Here is a 26972-nt window from a genome sequence, read left to right on the forward strand (position 1 = left end):
ATCGTTCCGACAGGAGAGTGGCTGCGGATGTCGATCAAGCGCATCTTTTTCGATTGGTCACGTCCTGCACTTCCGCAGGTGGTGCAGCTGTTGCTTTCCCAACGCGCGGGACAGTCACCGATTGATCTGTCGGACCTGGTTGTCGTTTTCCCGGGGAAGCAGGCCGGCCGTCGATTTCTGGAACTGCTGGCGCTGGAAACGGACGGTGAGCTGGCCCCTCCTAAAATCCTGACGGTCGGGGCGCTGCCGGAACAGCTCTATACTCCGAAACGCCCTTTTGCATCCACATTGACCCAACGTCTGGCCTGGAGCCAGGCGCTTCAACGTCTCCCGAGGGAGTCTCTCAGAATCATTGCAGCCAACCCACCCGAGGAACGCAATCTGGAGGGGTGGTTGCGGCTGGGTGATCTGCTGCGCCGACAACATACCGAGTTGGCGGCCGACTTGTTCGACTTTGCCGACGTAGCGAAGTACGGGAAGGGGCTGCCCGGGTTCAACGAAGGGAAGCGCTGGAAGATTCTCGCGACAATCGAGAAGGAATATTTATCAATTCTCGATGGCCTGTCGCTCTGGGATCAGCAGACGGCGCGGCTGCGGGCGGTGGAATTCCGTGAGTGTCAGACAGAGCACGACATCCTGCTCGTCGGCACGGTCGACCTGAATAAAACAATGCGGGCGATGCTCAATCAGGTCTCAGATCGTGTCACCGCCTGCATTCATGCTCCTCCGGAGTGGCAGGACCGCTTCGACGAACATGGCTGTGTCCTGTCGGATAAATGGGCGGACGAGTCAGTGCACGTCGCTGCGGACCAGGTCCAGGTAGTCGAAGACAGCGTGGGCCAGACTCAAGCAGTGGTGACGCAGCTTTCCGCGATGAACGGCCGGTTCGCAATCGACGAGATCACGGTCGCCGTTCCCGACGAAAAGCTGGCAATCCCGCTCCAGCGCACTTTGGGACAGTGGGGCGTCCCTTCTCATTGGCCGGTGCAACGGCAGCTGTCGGCAAGCGAGCCGTACCGTTTTCTGATGGGAGTGGCCGATTTTCTCGATGGAAAGCGGTCCGACCAGTTTGCCGCCCTGATTCGGCATCCCGACGTCGGCGCCTGGCTGACTCTGCAGGAGTTTCCACCTGACTGGTTGACCCACTGGGACAAAAATTACAACAGTCATCTGTCTCCGCACGTGGAAAATTATCTGGACGGCAGTCCGTCCGGTCGAATCGCCCACTCGCTGGTCACCGCCATTGAGTTACTGCTGCACCCGCTGAAGCGCGAAGCCGCCCCCCTCTCCCACTGGTGCGCCCCGGTTCTGGATGTCCTGCTCAAACTGTATGGTGATCTGCGTGTCATCCCTACTGACTCCAGGTCGCGTCAGCTGGCGGAGGCCTGTGCCATTATTCAGAAGGGGTTTCTGGAACACCATCACCTTCCGCCTTCGCTCGATCCTCCGGTCAAAGGGTCGGTCGCCATCCGGCTGACTCTGGAGAGTCTCGCAGCAGAAATTCTGCCGCATCCGCAGGCGGAGGGGACCATCGCTCTTTCGGGTTGGCTGGATCTTCCACTGGATGATGCGCCCGCAGTCATAATCACATCGTTTAACGAGGGGTTGATCCCCTCTTCTCTGAATCATGATCAGTTTCTGCCCAACCGTCTGCGAAGTCATCTGGGGCTGGAAGACAACGCCCGACGGTACGCTCGCGACTGTCACGCGCTGATGACCATTCTGCACTCTCGCGAGTTGGTCCAGCTGATTGTTGCGCGTCGGAACGGAAGCGGGGAATCGCTGTTTCCCAGTCGACTGCTGTTCGCGACCCGCCCTGAAGAAATCGCCCAGCGAGTCGTCAGCTTCTACAGTCCGGGAAATAATGTGGTCTTCCCCTTACCACCCTGCCTGCAGCCATCCCCCGAAGCGAAGATCGCCATCCCACGTCCCAGACCGCTGACCACTCCCCGGACCGTCTTCCGGGTGACCGAGTTTCGAGACTACCTCGCCTCACCTTATCGCTATTACTTGCGACATCTCCTGCGGTTAGGAGAGCTGACCGATCAGTTAGACGAGTTGGATGCCGCCGCATTCGGGACATTGCTGCACGAAGTTCTTAAGCAGTTCGGCGAGGGCCCGCACCGCGAGGCCCGACACGCCGATTCTCTCTTCGCGGTGCTGGACGAGTCTCTGAACAGGATTGCCTCCGAAACATATGGGAATGACCCACTGCCGACGATTCGGATTCAGATCGAACAGTCACGACACCGGCTGCGGAGCTTCGCCGAGTGGCAGGCAGCCTGGCGCGAAGCAGGCTGGCAGATTCACAGTATCGAGCGTGATGCTGTCGTGCCGCTGACGCTGCTCGATGGACGACGCATTCAACTGAAAGGCCGCATCGATCGCATCGATTACCATCCCGACTCCGGGCGGTGGGCAATCTTCGACTACAAAACAGGAGATGCCGGACTGGATCCGAATTCCACACACCGCAAGCGCGACCAGTGGTGTGACCTCCAACTCCCCTTGTATCGACATCTGGCTGCCGGCGTCACCGGCCATGAAGACGTTGACCTCGGATATATTGTTCTGCCTCGCAACAACATGGTGTCCCATCGACTGGCCCCCTGGTCGATTGAGGATCTCGCCGACGCGGACGATGTCGCGAGAAAGGTTGCGGCCGATATTCTTGATGAAAAGTTCTGGGTTGAATTGAGCCAGCCACCGGCCACATTGTCGGAATTTGGCCCGATTTGTCAGGACGGAGTTTTTGGGCAGGAGGCAGTGGTATGACGATGAATCTGCACTCCGAGCGAACGACCGCCGGCGTTCCCCCCCAGAGGAATTCCTCCGTTCGAACTCTCTTCAATCATCCAGTCCTCGATGGCCCGGGGCGTCGACTGCTGATCCGTGCCTCGGCAGGAACGGGAAAGACGTTTCAGCTCTCCAACCGCTACATCTCGTTGTTGAGGGCGTCCTCAGCCGAGAAGATTCTCGCATCCACTTTCACGCGCAAGGCGGCCGGGGAGATTCTGGAACGCATCCTCAAGCGGTTGGCGGAGGCAGCCTGCAGCGACGAGCACCTCGCTGAGCTCCAACAGCATCTGGGAGGAGCCCCTTTAGAACGGGATGAATGCCTGCAGCTGCTCGCGGAACTGACCCGTAACCTGCATCGCGTCCGCATCAGCACTCTCGACTCGTTCTTTGCACAGTTGGCGGGGAGCTACGCACTGGAATTGGGGTTTCCTCCGGGATGGCAGATCCTTGATGACACAGAGGTCGTCCGGCTGCATGCTCAGGCCGTCGAAATCCTGTTGCGGGATGGTGATCCCCAGGATGTGGTTCAACTGATGCACCTGCTGGACAAAGGGGAAAGTTCCCGCAGCGTGTCCGGGCTGATCCGTGAAACGATCGCCCGCATGTACGACGTCTTTCTGACGGCTCCCGCCAGCTGCTGGGAACAGTTCCCCGAACTCCCCTTCCTGTCGCGGGAGCGCCGGGAGGGCGTTATCAAGGTGCTGGAAGCGGCAGGGCAGAAACAGCAGGGTCGCCTCGCCACCGCGGTCACGGCGGACTGCGCCCTGATTCGTGAGGAGGCGTGGGACGAGTTCCGTTCTAAGGGATTGATGAAGAAGATTGCCGCTGCCGAGTACACCTATCATCGGGTCGCCATCCCCGACGAACTGATTGCGCAGTATCAGATTCTCGGCGACCACGTCCGGGCCGAGATTGTCACTCCGTGGCGGCATCAGAACATTGCCACCCGGCAGCTCCTCACTCAGTTCCACCGCATTCTCGAGCGTCTGAAAGATGCGCATCAGGGACTCAGTTTCTCCGATGTCCCGCGTCGACTGGCATTAGCCCGGGCGACGCAGGCGGAGTTCAACCCTGGCTATCGACTCGATGCCGATATCGAGCACATTCTCCTGGACGAATTTCAGGATACCTCACCCCAACAGTGGAGCGTCATTCGTCCGTTCGCGGAGAATGCGTGCGGCAATGCCTCCAGCTCATTTTTCTGCGTGGGCGACGTCAAGCAGGCGGTGTACGGTTGGCGCGGAGGTGAAGCCGCCATCTTCGATACAATTGAACAGCAACTCGGAGAACTCACCACCCAGCCGCTCAACAAGAGTTATCGCTCATCGCAACCGGTCATCGACTTCGTGAATCATGTCATGACCGGTCTGAATCGACATGACAACCTCGGCGACCTCGCGGAGGTTGTGCATCGCTGGACAACGTCCTTTCCGCAGCACGAAACGTCCCGGTCCGAACTGGCCGGCTTTGTCCGCGTGGCGACAGGACCGGAAGCACAGTCGGAAGACGATCGCGGGCCTCGCAAAAGCGACAACAAGGGTGAACTCTGGACATACACCGCGCGGTACGTGGCCCAGTTGATCAAAGAAGCTCCGCATGCAACGGTAGGGATTTTAACTCGCACCAATGTCGCAGTCGGGCGAATGATCTTCGAGCTGAATCAACTCGGGATTGAGGCCAGCGAAGAAGCGGGAAATCCTTTAACAGATTCTGCCGCTGTGCAGATGGTTCTGTCCTTGATGACGTTCGCTGACCATCCGGGGCATACAATCGCGCGTCATCACGTCGCCCGGTCTCCGCTGGGGAGCATTATTGGCTACGAGGACGATACCGATCCGGAGTTGGCGCATGCATTCGCTCTCTCGTTGCGGCAACAAATTGCCGTCGAGGGATTTGGCGGAGTCATCTATCGCCTGATCGAACCATTGTCGGTGCACTGCAACCGCCGGGAACTTCGCCGGTTGATCCAACTGGCGGAATTGGCGGAAGCCTATGATGCCACCAGCCCGGGCCTGCGGACACGGGATTTTGTCGATTTTGCAGAGAAGCAGAAGCGGGATGAGCCCTCTGCCGCGCAGGTGAGGGTCATGAATATGCACCAGGCGAAGGGGCTGGAGTTTGATATCGTCGTGCTCCCTGAACTCGACGCGCTGCTCACGCAGCCCCCCAAATATGTCTCACGGTCTCCTGTGCCGGGTGAGCCCCCTTCGCTGATTGCAATCTATCGGGACGAACAGCAGTTCGAGTTTCTGGGAGGCGAACTCGCGGTGGCTCGTCAGGAAACGTACGGTCGACTGCTGCAAGAAGCGCTCTGCCTGCTCTACGTGGCGTTGACACGGGCTGTGCATGCACTGCATATCCTGATAATTCCGGGAACCTCAGCCAAACATGCGAAGACCTTTGCGGGGTTGATACGGGCGGCTGTCTGTGCGGATCAACCGCTCACTCCGGAGACGACGCTCTATGAATATGGAGATCCGCTATGGCACCAGAAGTTTGAAACGGAGGCCATTGAGCGGTCGGAAGAGACCGCGCCGGTGATCGCCGAGATTTCGCTGAACTTCGCACCTTCCACGTTGCGGCGAAGATTACCCAGAACCACCCCTTCGCGAAGCAAGCAGGCCGCCCCCCGCATCGGGGACATCCTTTCCACCCAGTCGACCGATTCACTGCCTCGCGGCATTCTGTTCCATCGATGGCTGGAAAAGATCGAGTTTCTTGAGCAATCCGCTCCAGCGGATGACGAGTTACGACGGCTGGCCGCGCCTATGCACCTCCCTGCTGATGTCATTGACCGGTATCTCTTGGCATTTCGCACCGAGATTCAGGCTCCCGCAATTGCAGCCCTGTTTACCCACGAGGGTTGCTTTGCAGCGGCTCCGGCTTCTCTCAGAGCTCAACTCGCAGCTCCCGGGATTCAGCTGTCCATCAAGCGTGAATGGCCATTTGTCACCGTGCACCAGGGAGAACTGGTCAACGGAACCGTTGACCGGCTTGTACTGGCGATGCACGAAGGGGCCGTCATTGCAGCAGAAGTCATCGACTTCAAGACAGATCAGCTGGAAGGGTCAGAAGCGATCGATCGACGAGCCGAATTGTACAGGCCACAGCTCGAATCGTATCGACAGGCGGTCAGCCGAATGTTCAAGATCCCTCAGACGCACGTCTCAGCGAGGTTGGCATTTCTCGCCGCCGGACGGGTCGTGACCATCACTCCGTCACGACAGAGGAAGTAACTCGCCCCGGCAGGAGAACGCCCAACTGATTCTGAAACCGGCGCAGAACATTTTTGACTTTGAATTGCCCCCTCCTCGCCCCGCTGATCTGAGCATTTCACTAGATGAAATGCTGGCGGCACGGGCACCTGACAGAGCCACCTGCTCTAGAAGCCGACACCGAAACTGACGCCGCTGCGGTAGTAAGGACGATGATGCCAATGCGGGTGACGATGCCCCCAATAAAGAGGACGCGGTGCGTAAATCACCTCGACGGGCGGGGCCGGCTCAACGACGACAACTCCGGGGCTGCTGGGAACGGCCATAACACTCGGCGCCGGTGCCACTGCTGGAGCTGTCTGTGCGGCAACAATTACCCGATCACTGACTCCGTTCGATTTGAGGGTGATAATCGAGTCGGTACTCAGGTCGAATTTCCCGCCGCGGGTGCGGATCATATTGATGATCACATCTTCGCTGACTCCGCTTTGAGCCAGGCGGATCAGATCAAAGTTCGTCATGGCCTGCTGCTGTACCTGTTGAGTGTAGGCAGCGTTGAGAATGGCGGAATTCCGTTCATGGATCGCCATGTCCCGCTCCTCACGGGCATCTTCCGCGGTTCCAATTGCATTTCCGGCGATGGCTCCCGTAACACCCCCAATCAAAGCCCCCGCCCCCGGATTTCCGGTGGCGTTGCCGACGATGGCTCCTACGGTTGCCCCCATACCGGTGCCCATCAGGGTACCTGATTGGGCATGGTTCATGTGTGCGCATCCACAAGACAGAGTGACCAGACCGAGCAGGCAGAAATGGAAGACGCGAGACGACAAAACGATGCAGAACGACATGGAAATCCATTCCCAACCACGGCGGCAAAAACCGCCGGAACTGTAGTCCAAAACCAACTCTGCCCGCTCTTCTGCTGAATTATAGAAGGAATTCAGCGGTTAACGCGAGATCGATTTCATCGGCAGGACGGTTCGAGTTCGCCGAACAAACTCCTGCACTCAGCGGGCACAAGATATCAATCTGAGGAAAGCGAGGGGGATTTCGGTCTGATTCGCCACAGAATCCGGAGTTCCCTGTGCGGATGGATCCAGCTCCCGCGAAATGCGAGGTCTGCGAAGACCGGCAAGCCCTGGGGGAATGAGTAGACTTTTGGTGGCCAATTTGAGTCTGAATTTGAATTGACCGTTCTGCCGCTGGAAACTGCGGATCTCATTACTCAAATCGTTGGCCGGGCGGGCATCGGGCAGGACCATCTGCCCTGTTCAGCCCAGAGGAGTCATCAGTCGCGACCATTGCGTTTGAGAACGCCCCGCACTAAAAAACCGGAAACCTGACCTGACATTCCAGCGAGGAAATGATGATTCAGTGGTGTTCACGTGCGGTTTTCGTGTGGGCCTGCCTCCTTGGGCATCTTGTGACGAAGTCCAGCCAGGCGGAGTCGCCTCCGGCTGAAAAATCCTATGACCTTGTCATTTATGGGGGCACGTCCGGCGGAATTATTGCCGCGGTGCAGGCTGCAAAGCTTGGCAAAAGCGTCGTCGTCCTCGAGCCGGGCAACCGCATCGGGGGGCTGACGACCGGGGGACTCGGTCAGACCGACATTGGCAACAAATCCGCAGTGGGGGGGCTTTCGCGTGATTTCTACCGGCGGGTCAAGGCTTACTACTCGCAGCCAGAAGCCTGGAAGTGGCAGGAGGCGAGTTCTTACGGCAGCGCCGGTCAGTCGAAGTCGAGCAAGAATGAAGACGCGATGTGGACGTTCGAGCCATCAGCGGCGTTGCGAATTATGCAAGATTACGTTGACGAGTACAAAATTCCGATCGTTTATCAGGCAAAGCTCGATCGTACCCCTCTGACACCTGATTCCAAGCGGGTGAAAGGGGTGCAGATGGAAGGCGGAGCGATTCAGAGCCTCACCCTGCAATCCGGCGATCGCTACCGCGGAAAGGTGTTCATCGATGCCACCTATGAAGGAGATCTGCTCGCCGGTGCGGGGGTCAGTTACATCGTAGGCCGTGAACCGAATCAACTTTATGAGGAGACTCTCAGTGGGGTCCAGACAAAACATGCTCGTGCCCATCAGCTGAAGGCCGGGGTCGATCCCTATGTTCGTCCGGGCGATCCAAAGAGCGGTCTGCTTCCGGGAATTGACCCACAGGGACCGGGAGAAGAGGGGGCAGGCGATGCCCGCGTGCAGGCGTACTGCTTTCGGATGTGCCTGACGAACCATCCTGAGAATCGGATTCCGTTCGAGAAGCCGGCGGGCTATGACGAACAGCAATATGAGTTGCTGTTCCGAAATCTGGAAGCGGGAGCGGCATCGGACAGATTACCGTGGTCCAATTCGCCGATGCCGAATCGCAAAACGGATGTGAATAACAATCAAGGATTCTCGACCGATTTCATCGGCCAGAACTATGCCTATCCCGAGGGGTCTGAGGAAGAGCGGGCGAAGATCGTTGCCCGGCATCTCACTTACCAGCAGGGACTCATGTGGACACTTGCCAATCATCCGCGTGTCCCGGAGAAGTTTCGCGAAGTCTTTTCCCAATGGGGAATGTGCCGCGACGAATTCGAGTCGGGCCATGGCTGGCAGGAGCAGCTCTATATCCGCGAGGCCCGGCGGATGGTGGGCGACTATGTGATGACCGAACACAACTGCCGTGGAAAAATTCTGGCCGAGCGTCCGGTCGGGCTGGCCGCCTATACGATGGATTCACATCACGTTCAGCGGCACCTGACCAATGAGGGGTTCGTCCTGAACGAAGGAGACGTCCAGGTCCGCGGCTTTCCGCCGTATCCAATTGACTACGGTTCGCTGACTCCCAAATCAGAGCAGTGCACCAACCTGCTGGTTCCGGTCTGCCTGAGTGCGTCACACATTGCCTTCGGATCAATTCGCATGGAACCGGTCTTCATGGTGCTCGGGCAGTCTTCTGCGACCGCTGCCGCCCTCGCCATCGATCACGATGTCCCCGTGCAGCAGGTTCCTTACCAGGAACTGGAGAAGCAGTTGCTGAAGGACGCTCAGGTTCTCCGGCATGTCCCTCCTCCTGCTCCGAAAGCAGAGAAATAAATCGTCGCGGAGCGGCAGACCTGCTGACGGCGGCTGACTCATCCGTTACGCTGTCAGTGTCTTTTTCTCTGAGCGAAATTCTTTTGCATGGAATCCGTTTCGATTGAGTCGCAGCTCGATGCGCTGGTCAATGCCGTGATCCACGGAGATCGACAGGCATTGGCCACGCTGTTTACGCATTATCGCGACCGGCTGTGGCGAATTGTCAATTTCCGGATGGACCCGCGGCTGCATGGACGGGTCGACGCCGATGACATCGTGCAGGAAGCCTATCTCGACGCCGAGAAACGGCTGGACCATTTCCTCCATGATTCTCCCGAATCGTTTTTCATCTGGCTGCGACTGATAGTCAATCAGACGTTGATCGATGTGCATCGCCGCCATCTGGGGACGCAGTCTCGTGATGCCCGGAAAGAGCGATCGGTCAGTGGCGGCTGGAGCGGTGCCTCCACCTCGTTCTCCCTCTCAAAACAATTATTGGGACATCTGACCTCTCCCAGTCAGGCAGCCTTACGGGCGGAACTGGCTGATCAGCTGAACATGGCTCTCGAAGCGATGGGTGAGCTCGATCGGGAAGTGCTGGCCCTGCGCCACTTCGAGGAACTGACCAACAGCGAAACAGCCCGCGCGTTGGAGATTACCGAACAGGCAGCGAGCCTGCGGTATGTCCGTGCGATCTCGCGCTTGCGAAAAATTCTCGAAGCCATTCCCGGCTTTCGCGAACGGCTGCAATCGTAGCGAGGCTGTCTTCCGGAACTGCGCAAATGCGGGATCGACAAACCAGCACAAGGGACTGACGCACGGGAACTCCTCTTCGCGAATTCGCTGCTCCCCGGCATAATTCAACGGGAATGAGGGTCGCCTCTGTTGTCCATCAATCGGAAATTCCGCCATGCGCCCAGTCACTTCTGACAGCGAATCATCCCGAAGCGGCAAGCAATTGCTTTGCCGGCACTCGGGAAGCCGCATCCTGACTGTACTTCCGGTTGACATTCGTTGCCGGGACTTCTGTTTCCGGAACTTATGGAGTCTGGTGGCGGTGATGTTGGCACTCCTCGCGGCATCGCTTCCCGCCCAGGAGAAGCCCGGCGCCGATCGGACCAGCCTCGAAATCGAATTGCTGATGCCACAGATTGGCAGCGACCCGCTGATCGCTCACCGCTGGCGACAGGAGTTCGAGAAAGCGGGCGAGGGGGTCAGAATTCGTCAGCCGATCGGCAGCGATCGACCGATGATCACCGAAGTGGTCCGCGGCACACTGCGCACCGTCCGCATCATCGGCCGGATCGAACGGAGTGGCATACTCACTTTTCCGAGCCGGACATTCACCCCTGACCAGGGGCCACAGCTGGCTGGCTGGCTGCAGGAATTGAAAACCTACGGCGCTCAAGGATCTCCGGCCGGGCAGGCGCGCTGGGGGTTGAACGATGCACAACTCAAGGATCTGCTGCAATCACTCGCACAGCCTGTGACACACAAGCTGCAGGGGAAATCGCTCGCAGAAGGAATCGAATTGATTCCCCTTCCGCCGCAGACACAGGTGACGTTCCACACCAGCAGTGAACCGTCGCGGCAATTGCTGCGACAGACCCGGCTGCACGAAGAGCTGCAGGGACTCTCAGCCGGGACGGCACTGGCCTATCTTCTCTCGCAAGGTGAACTCGTCTTTCGCCCCGTCCGTCAACCGGACGGGAGCGTGCAGCTCGTCATTCAGCCTCAGAAGGACATCAAGGATGCCTGGCCCATTGGATACGATCCTCCAGTGGCCCAGCCCCGAAATGAAATCGTCCCTTCTTTCTTCAAGATGCAGTCGATCGGCATCGAGTCCCGGCCCCTTGGCGATGTTCTCAATGCCTGCGAAGAACGGACGGGAGTGCACATTCTGATCGATCTCGCCGATTGCCTCGCGCATCAACTCGATCCAGAGCAGATTGTGGTGAGCTACCGCCAACGACGGACCGCATACGCGGTCGTGGTGGAGTCCGTCTGCCATGGACAACATCTGAAGGTGAGTTACAAACTGGATGAAGCAGGGACACCATTCCTCTGGGTCATCCCTTTTCCCACCTACAACGGCTCCCGATCAACGCAACCAAAGCCATCTCAACCGAAGTCACCAGACAATCCGACGCTTCGGCTTGATCGCTGAGAGATGGCGGAAGTTCGCGAATTCGCGTTCGAGCCTTGGGGCAACTGGCGTCTGGTTCAGATGACCGACCAGCGACGACGTGTCGAATGGGCTGAGTTCATTCGACACGTTGCTGGAGGGCGCTCTCAACGGACGAGAAGGTCTTACTGTTCATGGACCAGCTCAACACGCATTCCGCTGCGAGACTGTCTGAAGCATTGCCGCCTGAGGAAGCGAAACGCCTGACAAATCGACTGGAGATCCACCACACTCCCAAACACGGCAGCTGGCTGAACATGGCGGAAATCGAGTTGAGAATTCTTGGTCGGCGATGCCTGTCACGTCGAATCGCCTGCCGCAAGTAGCTCAACGCAGAAATTGCCAACTGGGTGCAGCAACGGAATCGACGAATGGCCACGGTGCAATGGCAGTTCCCCACTGCCGACGCCAGAATAAAACTCCAGCGACTCTCCCCATCGCTTCAGGACTGACAGAACACTAGGAACATCCCAATTCCAGCGGCTGGTCGTCCCTGACGATGACCGTTTGAAGCTCGAATAAGATGCAGGTGCAGACAGTCCTGTTCTCTGCGGGCGGAGGGGCCACTTTGGGAGAGAACTCGTAGGTGGGGAAGAACGGTTCGATCTCTTCCCACAGGTCATCACTCAGCAATCGGGTGGCCCTGTCGGTTCCTCCTTGAACGGGAAAACCGAGACCTTCCCAGAATCCTCAAATCATGCCAACATCAGCTTTGTCAAGACCCTATTAAGTGTCATGCGAGTCGTTTGACCAACAAGTGAATCATGGCGCTGAACACGAGAGCATGATCGCTTACCGGGGTGCGTTCGTAAGACTACCACAGCCGGCGAACGATTCAGCCAACCGAACGTCCGCTCGACGATCCACCGCCTGGCCTGCAACTCGAAGCGCCCCCCTCGGTCGATTCACCCGTTTCACACACCAGAGCCATTTCACCAGTGCCCCGTTCACGACGGCCGTGTCGCCGTGGTCGGCCCAAGTCACTTTCGAAATCCGCACCTGTTCCTGAAAGGCCTGCAAAGCCCGCTTGCCGCCACCGCGATCCTGTACGCTGCCGTTGTGATGTCCAAGCACCAGGTCCGTCCCGGCGGGTCAACGACGATGTGCCGCTTGTTGCCGACCAGCTTCCCCCCACGTCATCGCCACACGGGCGATCTGGTTCCATCGTTTTCATGCTTGGAGAGTCGAGGATGCCCCCAGTGGGCTTGGGTGTCTTCCCGGCCTGTTGCCGCACCTTCTTGCGGATTTAGGCATGAATCTGCCCGCAGGTTCGATCCTGCTGTCAAAGGCGGAAATCAGGAAGCACGATACGATCGAGAGGCAGGTCCTGCGGTCGGCTTCGCCAGGTGCAACTGTGCTGGCATCACTTGATGGCGAAGGTGGGAATGAGTGCACGGGCGTTGCACAGACGGCAGAGTTGTGTACAATGCACAGTGTGCATGTGCAGTGGCTCTCGAAAAAATATGGAGCAAATTGTCGTTTTCGCCTTGGCCAAAAATGGATCCAGCTCGCGGCGCACTGAAAGGGGCAAGCGTCGGGAAAAGATGCCAACCGAATTGTGTGACAACAAGTCTCTCTTCGCGCTGAGAGTCACCGCTTGGCCAGCCGGCGTCGTGATCACTGGACGGCACGAGTTGAAGGGGGTTTTACGGTTCTCCTCTGGATGAATCTCTGGCTGGAATTGGAAACGGAAGAATGTCCGCTTCCTTATCGTAATGCGTTGCATTCATTCCAGTTGCCGAAAATGCATGCAATCTCAGGGTGATTGGCTCTGGTTTCAGCACGTCAGGAATTGAACATGCTCGTTGACACTCACACGAATCTGATGTGGTACCCGGATCATTATTCCGATGAACTTGTCGATTCCGCATGGGCCGCAAAAAAGGCGAAAATGCGAATTTCGTCTGACGTTCATTGCGATGTCGATGAGACGGGCTACCGGCATAACTTCGACAGTCGGCCAGAACAACTTTTAGAAGTCACCAAGAATTGCGATAAGGTCATCGTCTTTGCAATTCAGGCCCCCTTCACCGGCATCTGCGGTTCACAGGAGACAATCGCCGCCTTTGTGAAGCAGCACGCTGACCGCTTTATTGGATGGTGCTCTGTTGACCCAAATGATCCGGCTTGCGTCGAGCAATTGACTCACTATGTGAAGGACTTGAAATTTCGCGGACTTAAGCTCGGCCCGATCTATCAGAATTTCAACCCTGCCGACTCAAAGCATCTGCCTCTTTTCAAGAAAGCCGAGTCGCTCGGGATTCCCGTCATCATTCATCAGGGGACATCGTTTGTCCGGACGGGGCCGCTGAAATACTCGAACCCGATCCTTCTGGAAGATATTGCCGTGGCGTGTCCGGAATTAAGAATGATCATTGCCCACATGGGACATCCCTGGGAAACGGAGTGCTGCGTGCTGATCAGAAAGCATCCCCATCTCTACGCCAATACAAGCGCATTGCACTATCGCCCGCTCAGGCATTACCAGGCATTCCAAACGGCTCGGGAATACGGAGTCGAGCACAAGCTAATTTTCGGATCAGATTTCCCCTCGGCGACGCCAGAGCAAGCGATCGCTGGGTTATGGAAGGTGAACGACATTATTCAAGGGACGCAATTTCCGCGGTTTCCAGAAGAAGCGATTCACCGCATTATCTACGAAAACTGGAAGCAGGTGATTAATTTGGGTTGAGTAACTTGCGTCCTATTGTCGATTGTGTACAATGAACCGCAGGCTGAGGGCGTTTTTGTGGGCCATGTTGGTTTTTACACCCGGAAAATTAGTGCCTCACGACGATGAGATCGCAGGGAGAAGCTCACCGCGAGGATGACTCAGCGGCAGCTCGGCTTCTGGTGGCCCTTCCGGGGAAAGAACGCTCATGAGCTTTTGTATCGGATTTGAAAAAGGTTGAGAGCATGAGACGATCGGCGGCTGTTATTCCCGTTCACACTCAGATCGCATCACGTCTGCGAGCTGATGTCTATCGGGGGACGTTCTCCAAGGGGGAGCAGCTCCGCGAAGAAGAACTCGCAGCGAGATTTGGTGTCAGTAGAAGCCCGATCCGTCAGGTTCTCCAGCAGCTGACGTATGAAGGGCTTTTGCATTCTCGTGCCAATTGGGGGACGGTCGTGGCTGAGTCTCCCACCCCGGAAGTGGCAGAGGTGCTTTATGATTGCCGCGCTAAGCTGGAATGCATTGCGCTCCGAGAATGTTTCAGTAACCTGGACGAGTCTGATTTTCAGTACTGGCGGGAGATCCTCGATTTGCTTTACGACGCTTGCGCTCGTGAAGACCATGGGGCTGCATATTATTATGACAGCCTTTTTCACCGAGTCGCCATCGACAAGGCGGCGCCGGCAGGATCGCTAGGGGTTTACACAGCCATTGCCGGCGCGGTTGATAATTATTCTCGAATCCCCGCCAACCGTTCTTATCATGCAGATTTTCTCGAGCTTTATGGAATGCATGCAGCGTTATATGAAGTGTTTCGACACGGTGATCCCGAGATCGCCTGCGAAGCACTCTCTCAGCACATCCTTCGGGGACCGTTCTGTCAGGCATCCTGTCAGTGCTGGATCGATGCTGGGAAGCCGCGGGAGTACGAGGGGATTTACGATCGGTTGATTCCAGAGTTGCGTCGCGCTGTTGCCAAACGAGTCAGTCCAAGCTCAAAGAGCAGTCGTGGGGTCAAGAAGTAGATTCTCACTGAAGCTGAGGGAGTCGACGTCATGCCTCGGGCTTTTGTCTTATTGCTCATCGTTCTGGGGACCATTGCCCCTTCGGAGCGTGCTTTCGGAATTGACTACGAGCGTGATGTCCGTGCTTTGTTGAAGGTTCGCTGCTGGGCTTGTCACGGAGCACTCAAGCAGGAGTCCGGGCTGCGACTCGACACCGCGTTACTGATGCGACAGGGAGGTGAAAGCGGTCCAGCAGTCGTGTCCGGGAAACCTGAAGAAAGCCTGCTGTTGCAACGGATCTCCGATCCGGATCCCGCATCAAGAATGCCTCCGGAAGGGGCTATGCTGACGCCAGAGCAGATTGCAGCGATCTCCACCTGGATTGAAAGTGGGGCTCTGGCAACAGGTGATGAAGTCCCGGAGACAGATCCGGCTGAGCACTGGTCGTTTCAACGACCGATCCGTCCTACTCCTTCCGCGCTGAAAGAAACGGGCCGGGCCACAAATCCCGTCGACCAATTTCTTCTGGCTGTGATGGAGCAGCGAGGATTAACGCCCCGTCCTTCCGCGAACCGGTCGACGCTGTTGCGGCGATTATTCCTCGATCTGGTCGGAGTTCCACCGACAGTTGAAGAACTGCGAGACTTTTTGAATGACGAATCCCCAGAGGCCTACGAGGCAGTTGTCGATCGATTGCTGGAAGACCCTCGTTATGGTCAGCGTTGGGCCCGGCACTGGCTCGATGTCTGGCGCTATAGCGACTGGTATGGGCGGCGGGAAGTATCAGACGTGCGGAATAGTGCTCCGCAGATCTGGCGGTGGCGGGACTGGGTCGTTTCCTCACTGAATGCGGATGTCGGTTATGACGAAATGATTCGGCTGATGCTGGCGGCTGATGAAATCGGGCCAGAGGATGACGACGCCGTTGTGGCAACTGGCTATCTGATTCGCAACTGGTATGCCATCAATCCCAACGATTGGATGCGGAGTAACGTTGAGCACGTCGGTAAGGCATTTCTGGGTTTGACGTTTAATTGTGCCCATTGCCACGATCATAAATATGACCCGATCCGACACGACGAATACTTCAAAATGCGGGCCTGGTTCGAGCCGATTAATGTCCGCCAGGACCGCATCCCGGGAGAAGCGGATCCCGGTCCTTTCGAGGAGTACGTTTACAGTCAGTCCCGCAAAGTCCAGCGAAGTGGTCTGGTGCGAATCTATGACCGGCACCCGGACGCCGCCACGTGGTTCTATACCGGCGGTGACGAGCGAAACCGGAGGACGGACCGGGGGACGATTCCCCCAGGCCTTCCCGCTTTCCTGAAGGGAGAAGAAGTCCGAATTGAGCCGGTCGCTCTTCCGCCACCGGTGTATTATCCCGGACTTCGCCCCGACATCCAAGAGACGATGCGCCGCGATTTAACGACTCGCTTAGCCAAGGCTGATGAAGAAGCTGCGACTGCCCGGAAAAGCATCGATGAAATGACGCCCGGCCTTCGCGAACAGTTGGCCGCAGCCGAAAGGGCCCTCAAGGCCGCAGTGATCACAGCGAATGAAAGGGAACTGTCTGGTGCACTGGAGGGGCAGCTCTCCCTGTTGCTGGACGCTGCTGGCGGTCGTCGCACCCTCCTGAATGGCGTACAGGAACTGCATGTCATGCAGGACGGTCTGACGATCGCGTTTCGATGTCGGATCGTTCGCGATGCGCACTGCAACTTCCAGTTAGTCCGGGATTCCGTAGAAGGACGATCGGCGACTGTCGTTGTCTTTGACCACGGACGCATCTGGTCGTATCGGCCGCGCACTACCTCTGAATTCGAGGTGGGACGTTATGACTGGAGGGGAGGGCAAACGCAGTTTCATGTCGCACTTCAGGTCGATCAGTCCACGGATGTCTGTCGGCTGACCGTTCGCTCGGAACTGGATGGAGCCGTGTTAGTGGACGGTGTTCCCGTGGCGCTCAACGGCTGGAATCCAATCGGCAATCCTCGCCAGGGAATTGCGTTTGATGCCAGAGGGGGAAGCCGGGTTCTTGTCGACTCGCTGCGGTTCTATCCGCCTGCGCAGATCGCCATTGCCAGCGGTGAATCTCCGGCGCCATTACTGGCGTTCGAGTTCGAGGAACCAGCCTATCAGAATACGCGTGACGTTGTCGGATTCGAAGGCTGGTCGGATTCGAGATTTAGCGTTGGCCCGGCGATTTCAGAAGTGACAGGGACCCTCGCAAATGATCAGTGTGACGTTCGCATCGCGCGGGCGCAACTCCAAGCCGCACGTCATGCGGAGGAAGGGCCGCGAAAGCGGCTCGCCGCCGCTGAGGCGAAAATCGAGGCCACTCGGCTCCAATTGCTGCTGCTGGAGGCCAAGATTGCCGCCGATCGGGCGCGATATGGAAATGCCTCTGATCAGGACGCATTCGCCTTGGCTCGTGCCGCCAGCCAACTTGAGCGGGAAGCAGCCGTCAAGACGGCAATGGCTGATCTGCTCCAGCATGAATCGGCGTTGCTGGCCGCCCAAGCCCGCAGCGAGGACGACAAGGATCGCCAGAAGGAACTTGACGCCGCCACAAAAGGCATTGCGAGCGCGAAGTCGGCGCTCGACGCCAGTCAGCAAGCTCTTCAGGAGGATGCCCCGTCGGAGCACTATACGCCGTTGACTCCGGTTTATCCCGCGATGAGCACCGGCCGCCGACGCGCTCTCGCCGAATGGATCACTCGTCCAGCCAATCCGCTGACTGCCCGTGTCGCGGTCAATCACATCTGGATGCGACACTTTCGCGTGCCGCTGGTGACAACGGTTTACGACTTTGGACGCAACGGAGCCGCTCCAACCCATCCTGAACTGCTCGATTGGCTGGCCGTCGAATTTATGGAGTCGGGCTGGAGCATGAAGCACCTGCATCGGCTCCTTGTCACGAGCGAGGCCTATCGCCGGACGTCATCAGTTGGGGATGACGAGGCATCGAACCTGGAACGTGACCCCGACAACCGCTTTCTGTGGCGAATGAACTCCAGTCGTATGGAAGCGGAGGTCGTTCGTGACAGCCTGCTCGCTTGCGGTGGGAAGCTCGATCTGAAAATGGGGGGACAGGAACTGGAGAACAGTGAATCCCTCACGACCTATCGGCGCAGTCTCTATTACTCCTCGCACCCGGAAGGGAACAACGGGATGAGTCCCCTTGGAGCGTTGTTTGACGCACCCAACGCGATCGACTGCTATCGGCGAACCGAGACGGTGGTCCCACAGCAGGCGCTAGCGTTAACCAACAGCCAACTCGTGCATGCCATGAGTGCGGAAATCATTCGCCGATGGCCGCCAACCCGGGACGACGCCGGAAAACTGCAGCGTGAAGCGTTTGTCGACGTGAGTTTTGAGCGCATCCTGTCACGGCTGCCGACTGAGGCAGAGCGCCGCCTTTGCCTGGAGGGGATGCAGTTACTGCAGGAACAAATGACGACCGAGGGAATCCCCGATCCGGAGGTCCGCGCTTGCGAGGCACTGATTCGGTCCCTGTTTAACCATAACGACTTCGTCACCATCCGCTGAATATTGATCGCTCGCTGGGGCGACGTCTGTTCGAGGTACCTGGCACATTCGCGTCTGCGGTCCAGCGGGCAGCGAATGGGAGTCAGGCTGTGCCATGTGCAGGAGATGTAGCCATGCATGTCCAAGAAGGTGCTCGGGATTCTCTTGGTTGTCGATGCCATTTCAGCAATCGCCGTGCCTTCCTCTCCGATCTGGGCCTGGGATTCACCGGTCTGGCCCTCGGCTCAATGTTTGCAGACGACGGGAAACTGAAAGCCGGCGAGTCGACTGCCCACGCAGTCGGTGCACACCGGACTCCCAAGGCAAAATCGGTCATCTGGATTTTTCTCTCCGGAGGCTACAGCCACCTGGAAACATTCGACCCCAAGCCGGCGCTCAACCGCTACGCCGGGAAGACGTTTGATGAAACTGAGTTTCAAAACCCGATCCGCTCGCCGCTCCATGCCAAACGGTTTCGCTCCGTCGCTGCTGAGGAGGTGAACGTCCGTGATGTCTATCCAACGATCTATCCGATGCAGGTCGGCTGGAAGAAGCACGGCGAGAGCGGCATCGAAGTGACCGACTGGTGGCCCAGTCTGGCGAAGCACGTCGACGACCTCTGCTTCATTCGGAACATGTGGACCACCGACAATGATCATGCAGCGGAAAACCAGATTCACACTGGACGCCATCGTCTGGACGAGCAACAACCCTCGATTGGCGCCTGGGCTCACTATGGCTTAGGGACGCTCAACGAAAACCTTCCCAAATTTGTCGTCCTGGGAGGCCCGACGTCTTCCGTGACTCGGGAATCGATCGATGGCTATTACCTGGGGCCCCAACACGCCGGAGTCCCGCTGCAACTCGATCCGGGCAATCCTTTGCCATTTGGAAACCGGCACCCCGGGCAAAGCTTTCAGCAACAACAGCTCGAATACGACTTGATCTCGCGGCTGAATGGCCAGGTTGCCGTCGAATATCCTGAAGATCAGCAGCTACGGGCGCGCATCAGAAGTTATGAACTCGCCTTCCGTATGCAGTCCGCAGTTCCGGAAGCGATCGATTTCTCACCGGAAACCGATGCGACATTGAACCTGTATGGTCTGAATAACGAGGCGACGAAAGTCGCCGGGCAGAGACTGCTGGCTGCGCGCCGCATGGTTGAACGGGGGGTGCGTTTTGTGCAGGTCTACCCGTCCCCGTACGCCGACTGGGATTCGCACCAGAAACTGAAGGAAAAACACGAGCGCCTCTGTGCCACTGTGGACGTGCCGGTGGCGGGCCTCATTCACGATCTGAAGCAGCGCGGACTCTTGGATGAAACTGTCGTCGTCTTCTGCACCGAGTTCGGCCGCACTCCCGGACTGGAGCTACGCAACGGAACCGATGGCCGTGACCATCATCCCAACGGATTTACCATCTGGATGGCGGGTGCGGGGCTCAAATCGGGATACGTTCACGGCGAGACCGACGAACTCGGCTACCACGCCCTCGGAGAAGGTCATTACGTCACCGATTTGCATGCGACCGTCCTGCACTTGCTCGGACTGGATCATCACAAACTCGAGTACCCTGGCCGCAAACGGCTGGAGATCGACTTTGGCAATGTGATACAAGACGTTCTTGCATAATAGTCTAAGCATTTCATTAGATCATCCTGTTGCACAACTCTCTTGACGCAACACTCGCACCTCACTGATTCCGGATTTGAGATGGTTCCTTTTTTTGTCGCTCGATCCTTAGGTGTTCTTCCAATACGCAGAAAGGACAGTCATGCCTCGTTCGCCACGAAAGAGATTATCGACGTCGCCCCCTTTTTCGTCTACGGGATTTACATTAATCGAACTTCTGGTGGTAATTGCCATCATCGCGGTCCTGGTATCGCTCTTGCTGCCGGCGGTTCAACAGGCCCGTGAGGCCGCGCGGCGGAGTACCTGCCGCAACAATCTGAAGCAGCTAGGGCTGGCGCTGCACAATTACCACGATGCGTATACACGCTTTCCCCCCAGCTGTATTACAAACCATACAGGGACAGTCTGTGCGGGTTATGGAGGCCCGAATATTAGCGGCCTTACGCTGCTGCTGCCCTATCTTGAGCTGGCGGTTCTGTATAATCGATATGACTTCTCCTTAGGGCAGAACCTTGGCGCGAATACAATCACAACACATGGCCGACACTTGAACGAGCCGGTTGCCAGCACGGAGATTCCTGGATTTCAGTGTCCCTCGGATCCAAATTTTCTGGTGCAGACCACTGGTGGTTGTATGCGGAGCGCGAATACGAATCCGGATCGGTACCATTCATCAGGCGGGACAAATTACCTCTTCTGCGCCGGGTGGGGACCGATGTCATGGATTGCGATTCCCAGCGACGGGACAGGGAAGCACATGATCGGCGTTAACGGGATCTTCGCCCGGAACGGAAGCTGCAGCGTGCGGGATATCGTAGATGGAGCTTCGAACACTTTGGCAATGGGGGAAGTATTATGGGTGGATCATAACTCCAATGCGGTCACTGGGAACGGTGGCGCAGGGGGCAAGCCGTCTTGGGCGGTGGGGATCGGCACTCAGATTAATTTCTCCACCAATGGTGGGATTAATGGGAATTTTCTGCACAAAGGTCCGAACACCACAGATAATGGAACGGGCAATAATCCGGCGCGGGCTGCGGCCCTGCAAAGTGATCATATTGGCGGAGCAATGTTGCTGTTAGCTGATGGAAGTGTCCGTTTTGTCTCCGAAAACGTGAGCCAGGACACACTGAACTCCGCGGCAACCCGGGCGGATGGAGACATCCCGGGCGAGTACTAAAGCCCGCCTCTTTTTACAGGGCCGTCCGGCATTGATTATCGGGTATTTGCTATTTCTTGCTGCTCTCGGACAGACCGCGAGTCGGAGAGACTGAACGCACCGGTGCAGAGCTTCCCTGCATCGGTCGTCTTCCTAGTTGAGGACAGAGACTGCAATGAAACTCCAATTGTCGTTTGTCTTGATGCTCCTGCTGTCAATTGGTGGAGTGACTGCAGGGTGCTTTGGCAGGTCCGGTCGAGCTCCCGCGAAGTCCATTACATCCGGAAAAGTTACCTACCAGAACACGCCACTTCAGTTTGGAGAAATCCGGTTTATTCCCCAGGTTGGGCCACCGGTTCAGGCCCCGATTGAAAATGGTGTCTATCAGGTTAGCTACAAAGGAGGAGTGGCCGTAGGCATCGCGCGGGTGGAGATCGACGGTTTTCGAAAAACGGGTAAGGAGATTCCAATCTCTCCTGAGGAAACCGTATCCACCTTTGTGCAATTCCTTCCTGAGAAATATAACTCAAGGACGACGCTTTCTGTTGAAATCACAGGAGATCGGGACAACACACACGATTTCATACTCGACTGAGACGCGTTGTAAGCACTCGTGTGAATAATTTCTTTGAATGAAACACACACCTTCAGAGAACGGTTGCCGGGATGGAGTCTCCAACCATCACTCCTGAATCGCCTTGTTCCAGAGGCCGGATGAGAGTGTTGGCATTTCTTTGCTCGCTTCTGTTTATTCTCTATTTGGATCGCGTTTGCATTTCTCAAGCGATCGTTGCGATCCAGGATGAGTTCATTCTCTCGAATCGGCAAGTGGGGATGATTCTCCTGGCGTTTACTCTGGCGTATGGTTTGTTTGAAGTTCCGACGGGCTATTGGGGAGACCGATTCGGATCGCGCATCGTCTTGACGCGCATTGCGGTCTGGTGGTCCATCTTCACTGTCCTGACAGCATTCTGCATCGGCTTCTATTCGCTACTGACCGTGCGTTTTCTGTTCGGAGCGGGTGAAGCCGGGGCGTTTCCGAATTCCGCAAGAATTGTGGCCCGCTGGTTTCCCGCTCGCGAACGTGGGCGGGTGCAGGGGTTTGTGTTGGCCTCCGCGATGATTGGCGGAACGGTTGCACCGGTGATCACGGGCTATCTGATCGATTTCGGCGGTTGGCGTTTGGCGTTTGTTCTGTTCGGCGGTCTCGGAGTCGTCTGGGCCATCGCATTCGCATCGTGGTTTCGAGACGACCCCGCTCAACATCCTGCAGTCAATGATGCCGAGCGCCGGCTCCTCGACGACAACTCCGAGATGTTCGCGCAACATCACGACTCGATCCCCTGGCGGGCCGCGCTGCGACACCGCAGCGTCTGGCTGTTAGGAACGATTACGGCCTGCGGCGCATTCATGTCTTATCTCTACTATTCGTGGTATGCGAAGTATCTTCAGGCAGCGCGAGGTGCTGATCTGGTCGAGGCGGGTTGGCTGGCGTCTTTGGTCCTGGGGGGAGGCCTCTGTGGCACCTTGCTGGGAGGGCTTGTTGCCGACAGGTTTCCGCAAAACGGTCCAGTGCGGATGCGATGGATGCGTTTTTATTGCTGCGGGTGCTTTCTGCTGTCCGGGATCTGCCTGCTGCTGAGCGTGCTTACGAATTCGCTGCCTCTTTCCGGAATTTTGGCGTGCGCGTCCTGCCTGTTGATGAGTTGTCAGCAATCGAGCTGGTGGTCTTGCGTCAACGAGCTGGGAGGCCGGCACCTGGGAACGTTGTTCGGTCTGATGAATTCTCTGGGGCTGCCCGGTGCCATGGCCTCGCAGTATTTCTTCGGCGCTTCGGCCGACTGGAGGGAGACGCTGGGATATGCCGGACGCGCCCAATGGGACCCGGCGTTTGCCGTCTATATCTGTCTGCTCTGGGTGGCCGCGTTCTGCTGGTTGTTTGTGGACTCCACCCATCCCATTTTGTCGGAAGCGGAGCCTGACACAATCCTGTCGGCCTCCTCTTCAAGCCCCGAGGAAGATCGAGAATTTTGCGGCGCCTCATAGAGACCGTGGTTCAGATTATTCCTGTGCGTAAGCCGGCCTTCAGTTACGCCTCGCCGTCTGAAAAAACTGGGGGACCGGTCAAACGATCCCGGTCCAGGGTGATCCCCAGCCCGGGGCCCTGCGGCACTCGCACATGTCCGGGAAGCCCGATCAGAGAGGGGCGGGCGACATGTTCCGTGTGAAAGATCGGCCCGATGATGTCTGCCGCATAGAGATCAACACGAATGTTCGGGATGGAAGCACATGCCTGGGCCATCGCTGCGGAAGCAATGTCCCATTCCAGATTGCTGCCCATCGAGCAATGCACTCCCGCTGCTTCGGCCAGGGACGCAATCGTCAGGACATTAAACAGGCCCCCATTTTTTCCGGGAGAAACACTGATGATATCGGCGGCTCCTTTCTGAAGGCACTTCAGTGCATCCTGGACCGTGAAGACGGATTCGTCTGCCATGACAGGCAAGCGAATCCGGCTGCGGACAGCGGCCAGACCGTCCAGATCCAGGCGATGGACCGGTTGCTCGATGAACGCAATACCGTATTCCTCAAGATGCGGGGAAATGCGGATGGCGTCGTTGACTGACCAGCCTCCGTTCGCATCCACGGTCAGGCGGATCTCCGGGCCCACAGCTTCGCGAACAAGGCGAATCCGCTCCAGATCGTATTCCAGGGGATCGTGCCCCACTTTCAGCTTGAGCATGCGGAAACCTTCCGCGACCATGCGCCTCGCAACGTCTGCGGATTCCTGCGGCCCGACAGGCATGATTGGAAACCGCAACGGGAGTTCGGCATCGCGAACCACGCCTCCGAGCAACTGACTGACCGGGGTCTCCAGCGATCGGCCAAGCAAGTCGAACAAGGCCATCTCGATGCCCGCTTTGGCAAACGGATTAGCAAATGTGCGGGACAACAGGTCCATACAGGCGCGAATTCGCCGCGGATCTTCGCCGATGAGCATCGGAGCCAAATGCCTGTCAATGAGCAATTTCGCGCCCAGGCAGGTTTCTCCACTCCAGTCAGCAGAGGCAGTCACTTCACCGATTCCATCCAGATCCTTGTCGGTCTGGATGATGATCACCAGGATCTGCGACTGGAAACGAAAACCCTTCCTGTTCTGCACTTGCCCGACACGTCGATCGACGTTGACGCTGGCCGGAATGGTTTCGATTCGGGTGATTTTCACAACCTGCGATCCTTTAACGAACTGCCTGGCCGTCAAATTCGATCATCGCCCGGGCCAGGGCGTTAATCGTGGCATTCAGGTACTGACGGCCACGTTCGGTCGTTCCCCGGTCGGGACTGTCGCTGTAGCCGTCCGTCTTGTCCCAGCATCCATGGTGTTCAGCGCGATAAGATTGGGCGAAGCCGCGGGGATCTGTGGAGGGGAGGATTACCCGATGCGGGCGAGGATCTCGAACCAGCTCCGGACGTAATGCCAACATGACCGAGGTTTCAAACGCGCCAGCATGGCCGGGCAACCGACTGTCGACGTGGGCGTCAAGGGCCACCAACGCTTCCCAGGCAACGGTCCAGTACGAAGCTGCCGCCACACTCACGGGGTGAACCCGGGCCAGATCCCGGGCGACGAGTTGCAACAGCTCATGATTCCCGCCATGACCATTGAGAATGAAAATCTTCCGAAAGCCACTGGTGACCAGAGACTCCGCCAAATCATAGGTCGTTCGATAAAACGCCTCGGTTCCGAGCGACATCGTCCCTCCAAAAGGAAGGTGGTGGTGCGAAGATCCAAATGGCAGTGTGGGGGCTACGAAGACAGGGATCGACTCCGCGGCGCGGGCCGCCGCCTGTCGAGCCAGGTGTTCGATCGTGAATGTGTCAGTTCCTACCGGCAAATGAGGGCCGTGTTGTTCGATCGCTCCCACGGGCCAGACAAGCAGTGTGCGTGGAGCAGCTTCACGCGCCGCAGTTCGAGTCAGCTCTTCCAGGAGCAGCGGGTTTCGGGAAGTTGACATTACATTTTTCTCCCAAGCAGGGAACGAGGCTTGAGGAAGCGAGTGAGAACGTTCGACGTGATCCGTGAAATCACGTCGTCGACAAGCAGACACGGGACATACGTAATCGACCCAGCCGAGAAGACTCCCCCCCCGCTGCTGGTTTCATAGCAGACGAGTTCCGCTCCCCCCTCATCGCAATTTGTTCCCTTGGCCAGCAGCACCGTTCCGGGTGGGGAATGAGGACTCCGTTTGTCGGTTTCGTGTCCCGAGGCCCCGCCGGGCACACGTTCCTGCAGGCTTTGTTCTCCGAAGCAATCACCGTTCTTCAGGCCGGTTCCTTCAAAAGCCCAATGATCCTCCTGGAGAACTCGATACGGTGCAGCGGTCATGATGCCGGTCTCTGTGCAAACAACACCCAGCAAGCAGGCTTCCGATTCCAGTGTCCGATGCATCCGGCTCTCAAGAAAACGGTCAGAATTCAAAGGATCGGGCATTCCCATCCCCCCTCCCGTGGCAGGCGCGAGATGAGTCTTGAATCGGAGGCGGCCTCCGTCCAGAAATTCCACTTCGCAATTCAAGCCGTTTCCCCCCAGATAGACCAGACGGCCACCCTCGTTCCAGACCCAATCTTTCACCCGAAGGTACATCTGACGGGACCAATATTCCGGATGAACGCTGATCATCAGGACCCGATAACGGTCCAGGTCCAGCTGGCCGTAATGCAAGTGCGACTCGGAATAATAGTCATAGGAAAATCCTTCCCGTTCCAACCATCCCAGCAGACGCCACTCCGCCGGCGCCATGCCGCAGCTCAGGCGTCCGGCAATGGGGTCGGTGACTTCCTCATCCTCCTGCACGACATTGCCGATTTCCGGACGTTCAAACGAGAGGGGTCGATATTCCTGGTCCGGCGATCCCCATTCATTGAATGACGCGGCTTGGGTGTAGCGGGCCAGGTCTTGTCGCGCATTTACGATGGGCGTATCCGGAAGGCGTGCGGCGTTGACGTAGTTGCTCCGCCCGCCGAAATTGTTGTAGGCCAGCCAGGTGTTCGTCGAAGCCAACACTGCGATCTCCGACTTCGGCTCCTGCGGAGCGACGACCCAGGGGAACGAAAAGAATGTACCGGTCCGTTCCCCTTTCGCATGCAGGTAATACAACCCCGCGCGTTCAGGTCCGACGACGAACTGCGTGTGATGAGGATTGTTGCCGTAACCAACACGGTTCCACTCCACGCCGGTTTGGGTGAAGTCTCCATCGGGAAGAATCTGCATTGTTGCCCGTGGTCCATGCTCATCGAACCAGCCCAGGAGTTTCACAAATTCCCGTTTCCAACCATAGCGCCAGAGACTGAGGCGATACGGCTCCGTGGCATGAACGCGAAACTCCGAGCGTTCGCCCGTCTGCACGGCACGGGGCCAGACGTATCCCAACAGGCCGTCCGACAACATTCGGAATTGATGGGGTCGTTGCGGGTCGAGAGTGATGCGTGAATGTTTCGAACCAAATCCCGGTTTCACCAGCGTGACAAGATATTCCCCGGGTTCGAGATCGACCTCGACAGCCCCACGGGGTGTGGAACGGACAATCGCCAGTGTCTGGCCCCCTTGCCGAAATTCAAGCAGAACATCAGCCAGCGCCAGATAGGATTCATCGCTCACATAGCCCACGAGCACGGTACAACTCCTTCATTACGCCCCTCGGACCGGTTG

At 57.5% G+C, this 26972-nt stretch carries 17 protein-coding genes; 13 read left to right on the forward strand and 4 right to left on the reverse strand.

Features of this window, described 5'->3' with window-relative positions; all coding sequences use genetic code 11:
- Positions 1 to 27: 27 nt before the first annotated feature.
- Positions 28 to 2775, forward strand: a complete 2748-nt coding sequence (locus SH664x_RS10705) for a PD-(D/E)XK nuclease family protein (protein ID WP_437200808.1) — start codon at positions 28 to 30, stop codon at positions 2773 to 2775.
- The gene (locus SH664x_RS10710) at positions 2772 to 6035 is read left to right on the forward strand and encodes a UvrD-helicase domain-containing protein (protein ID WP_437200809.1); all 3264 of its coding nucleotides are present in this window, start codon (positions 2772 to 2774) and stop codon (positions 6033 to 6035) included. The genes SH664x_RS10705 and SH664x_RS10710 overlap by 4 nt, the downstream gene beginning before the upstream one ends.
- A gap of 146 nt (positions 6036 to 6181) precedes the next feature.
- On the opposite strand, the gene SH664x_RS10715 is transcribed toward SH664x_RS10710, so the two are convergent.
- Positions 6182 to 6778 carry a glycine zipper domain-containing protein gene (locus tag SH664x_RS10715; RefSeq protein WP_437200810.1) on the reverse strand — a complete coding sequence of 199 codons (597 nt, stop codon included), beginning with the start codon at positions 6776 to 6778 and terminating at the stop codon, positions 6182 to 6184.
- Positions 6779 to 7380: 602 nt separating this feature from the next.
- Between SH664x_RS10715 and SH664x_RS10720 the strand changes: the two genes are divergently transcribed.
- The 11 genes from SH664x_RS10720 to SH664x_RS10770 all read left to right on the forward strand — a co-directional run bounded on the left by SH664x_RS10720 (position 7381) and on the right by SH664x_RS10770 (position 23308).
- Complete coding sequence (locus SH664x_RS10720) at positions 7381 to 9099, forward strand: FAD-dependent oxidoreductase (protein ID WP_437207207.1); 1719 nt, start codon at positions 7381 to 7383, stop codon at positions 9097 to 9099.
- A gap of 87 nt (positions 9100 to 9186) precedes the next feature.
- Entirely contained in the window at positions 9187 to 9837 is a 651-nt protein-coding gene (locus tag SH664x_RS10725; RefSeq protein ID WP_437200811.1) for a sigma-70 family RNA polymerase sigma factor, read from the forward strand.
- 304 nt (positions 9838 to 10141) lie between these two features.
- Entirely contained in the window at positions 10142 to 11248 is a 1107-nt protein-coding gene (locus SH664x_RS10730; protein ID WP_437200812.1) for a hypothetical protein, read from the forward strand.
- Between the two features lie 146 nt (positions 11249 to 11394).
- Positions 11395 to 11592, forward strand: a complete 198-nt coding sequence (locus SH664x_RS10735) for a transposase (RefSeq protein ID WP_437207209.1) — start codon at positions 11395 to 11397, stop codon at positions 11590 to 11592.
- Positions 11593 to 13064: 1472 nt separating this feature from the next.
- Positions 13065 to 13958, forward strand: coding sequence for an amidohydrolase family protein (locus SH664x_RS10740; RefSeq protein WP_437200813.1), 894 nt, complete (start codon positions 13065 to 13067; stop codon positions 13956 to 13958).
- 224 nt (positions 13959 to 14182) lie between these two features.
- Complete coding sequence (locus tag SH664x_RS10745; RefSeq protein WP_437200814.1) at positions 14183 to 14965, forward strand: GntR family transcriptional regulator; 783 nt, start codon at positions 14183 to 14185, stop codon at positions 14963 to 14965.
- Positions 14966 to 14995: 30 nt separating this feature from the next.
- Positions 14996 to 18493, forward strand: a complete 3498-nt coding sequence (locus tag SH664x_RS10750; RefSeq protein ID WP_437200815.1) for a DUF1553 domain-containing protein — start codon at positions 14996 to 14998, stop codon at positions 18491 to 18493.
- 113 nt (positions 18494 to 18606) lie between these two features.
- Entirely contained in the window at positions 18607 to 20103 is a 1497-nt protein-coding gene (locus SH664x_RS10755; RefSeq protein WP_437200816.1) for a DUF1501 domain-containing protein, read from the forward strand.
- Between the two features lie 220 nt (positions 20104 to 20323).
- Complete coding sequence (locus SH664x_RS10760) at positions 20324 to 21283, forward strand: DUF1559 domain-containing protein (RefSeq protein WP_437200817.1); 960 nt, start codon at positions 20324 to 20326, stop codon at positions 21281 to 21283.
- Between the two features lie 154 nt (positions 21284 to 21437).
- Entirely contained in the window at positions 21438 to 21857 is a 420-nt protein-coding gene (locus SH664x_RS10765) for a hypothetical protein (RefSeq protein WP_437200818.1), read from the forward strand.
- 119 nt (positions 21858 to 21976) lie between these two features.
- Positions 21977 to 23308 carry an MFS transporter gene (locus SH664x_RS10770; protein ID WP_437200819.1) on the forward strand — a complete coding sequence of 444 codons (1332 nt, stop codon included), beginning with the start codon at positions 21977 to 21979 and terminating at the stop codon, positions 23306 to 23308.
- A 43-nt stretch (positions 23309 to 23351) separates the two neighbouring features.
- Here the strand turns inward: SH664x_RS10770 and SH664x_RS10775 are convergent, their stop codons facing one another.
- The 3 genes from SH664x_RS10775 to SH664x_RS10785 are packed head-to-tail and all read right to left on the reverse strand — an operon-like array spanning position 23352 to position 26936.
- On the reverse strand, positions 23352 to 24488 hold the full coding sequence (locus SH664x_RS10775) for a mandelate racemase/muconate lactonizing enzyme family protein (RefSeq protein ID WP_437200820.1): 1137 nt from the start codon (positions 24486 to 24488) through the stop codon (positions 23352 to 23354).
- Positions 24489 to 24501: 13 nt separating this feature from the next.
- Positions 24502 to 25278 carry a creatininase family protein gene (locus tag SH664x_RS10780; RefSeq protein ID WP_437200821.1) on the reverse strand — a complete coding sequence of 259 codons (777 nt, stop codon included), beginning with the start codon at positions 25276 to 25278 and terminating at the stop codon, positions 24502 to 24504.
- Positions 25278 to 26936, reverse strand: a complete 1659-nt coding sequence (locus tag SH664x_RS10785) for a N,N-dimethylformamidase beta subunit family domain-containing protein (protein WP_437200822.1) — start codon at positions 26934 to 26936, stop codon at positions 25278 to 25280. Before SH664x_RS10785 ends, SH664x_RS10780 begins: the two co-directional genes overlap by 1 nt.
- Positions 26937 to 26972: the final 36 nt, after the last annotated feature.

The sequence above is a fragment of the Planctomicrobium aquicomposti genome (assembly GCF_051466325.1).
Classification (GTDB): domain Bacteria; phylum Planctomycetota; class Planctomycetia; order Planctomycetales; family Planctomycetaceae; genus Planctomicrobium.

Coding starts and splice junctions, on each gene's coding strand:
- SH664x_RS10705 (WP_437200808.1), top strand. CDS start 28: ATGTCGATCAAGCGCATCTTTTTCGATTGGTCACGTCCTGCACTTCCG.
- SH664x_RS10710 (WP_437200809.1), top strand. CDS start 2,772: ATGACGATGAATCTGCACTCCGAGCGAACGACCGCCGGCGTTCCCCCC.
- SH664x_RS10715 (WP_437200810.1), bottom strand. CDS start 6,778: ATGAACCATGCCCAATCAGGTACCCTGATGGGCACCGGTATGGGGGCA.
- SH664x_RS10720 (WP_437207207.1), top strand. CDS start 7,381: ATGATTCAGTGGTGTTCACGTGCGGTTTTCGTGTGGGCCTGCCTCCTT.
- SH664x_RS10725 (WP_437200811.1), top strand. CDS start 9,187: ATGGAATCCGTTTCGATTGAGTCGCAGCTCGATGCGCTGGTCAATGCC.
- SH664x_RS10730 (WP_437200812.1), top strand. CDS start 10,142: ATGTTGGCACTCCTCGCGGCATCGCTTCCCGCCCAGGAGAAGCCCGGC.
- SH664x_RS10740 (WP_437200813.1), top strand. CDS start 13,065: ATGCTCGTTGACACTCACACGAATCTGATGTGGTACCCGGATCATTAT.
- SH664x_RS10745 (WP_437200814.1), top strand. CDS start 14,183: ATGAGACGATCGGCGGCTGTTATTCCCGTTCACACTCAGATCGCATCA.
- SH664x_RS10750 (WP_437200815.1), top strand. CDS start 14,996: ATGCCTCGGGCTTTTGTCTTATTGCTCATCGTTCTGGGGACCATTGCC.
- SH664x_RS10755 (WP_437200816.1), top strand. CDS start 18,607: ATGCATGTCCAAGAAGGTGCTCGGGATTCTCTTGGTTGTCGATGCCAT.
- SH664x_RS10765 (WP_437200818.1), top strand. CDS start 21,438: ATGAAACTCCAATTGTCGTTTGTCTTGATGCTCCTGCTGTCAATTGGT.
- SH664x_RS10770 (WP_437200819.1), top strand. CDS start 21,977: ATGAGAGTGTTGGCATTTCTTTGCTCGCTTCTGTTTATTCTCTATTTG.
- SH664x_RS10780 (WP_437200821.1), bottom strand. CDS start 25,278: ATGTCAACTTCCCGAAACCCGCTGCTCCTGGAAGAGCTGACTCGAACT.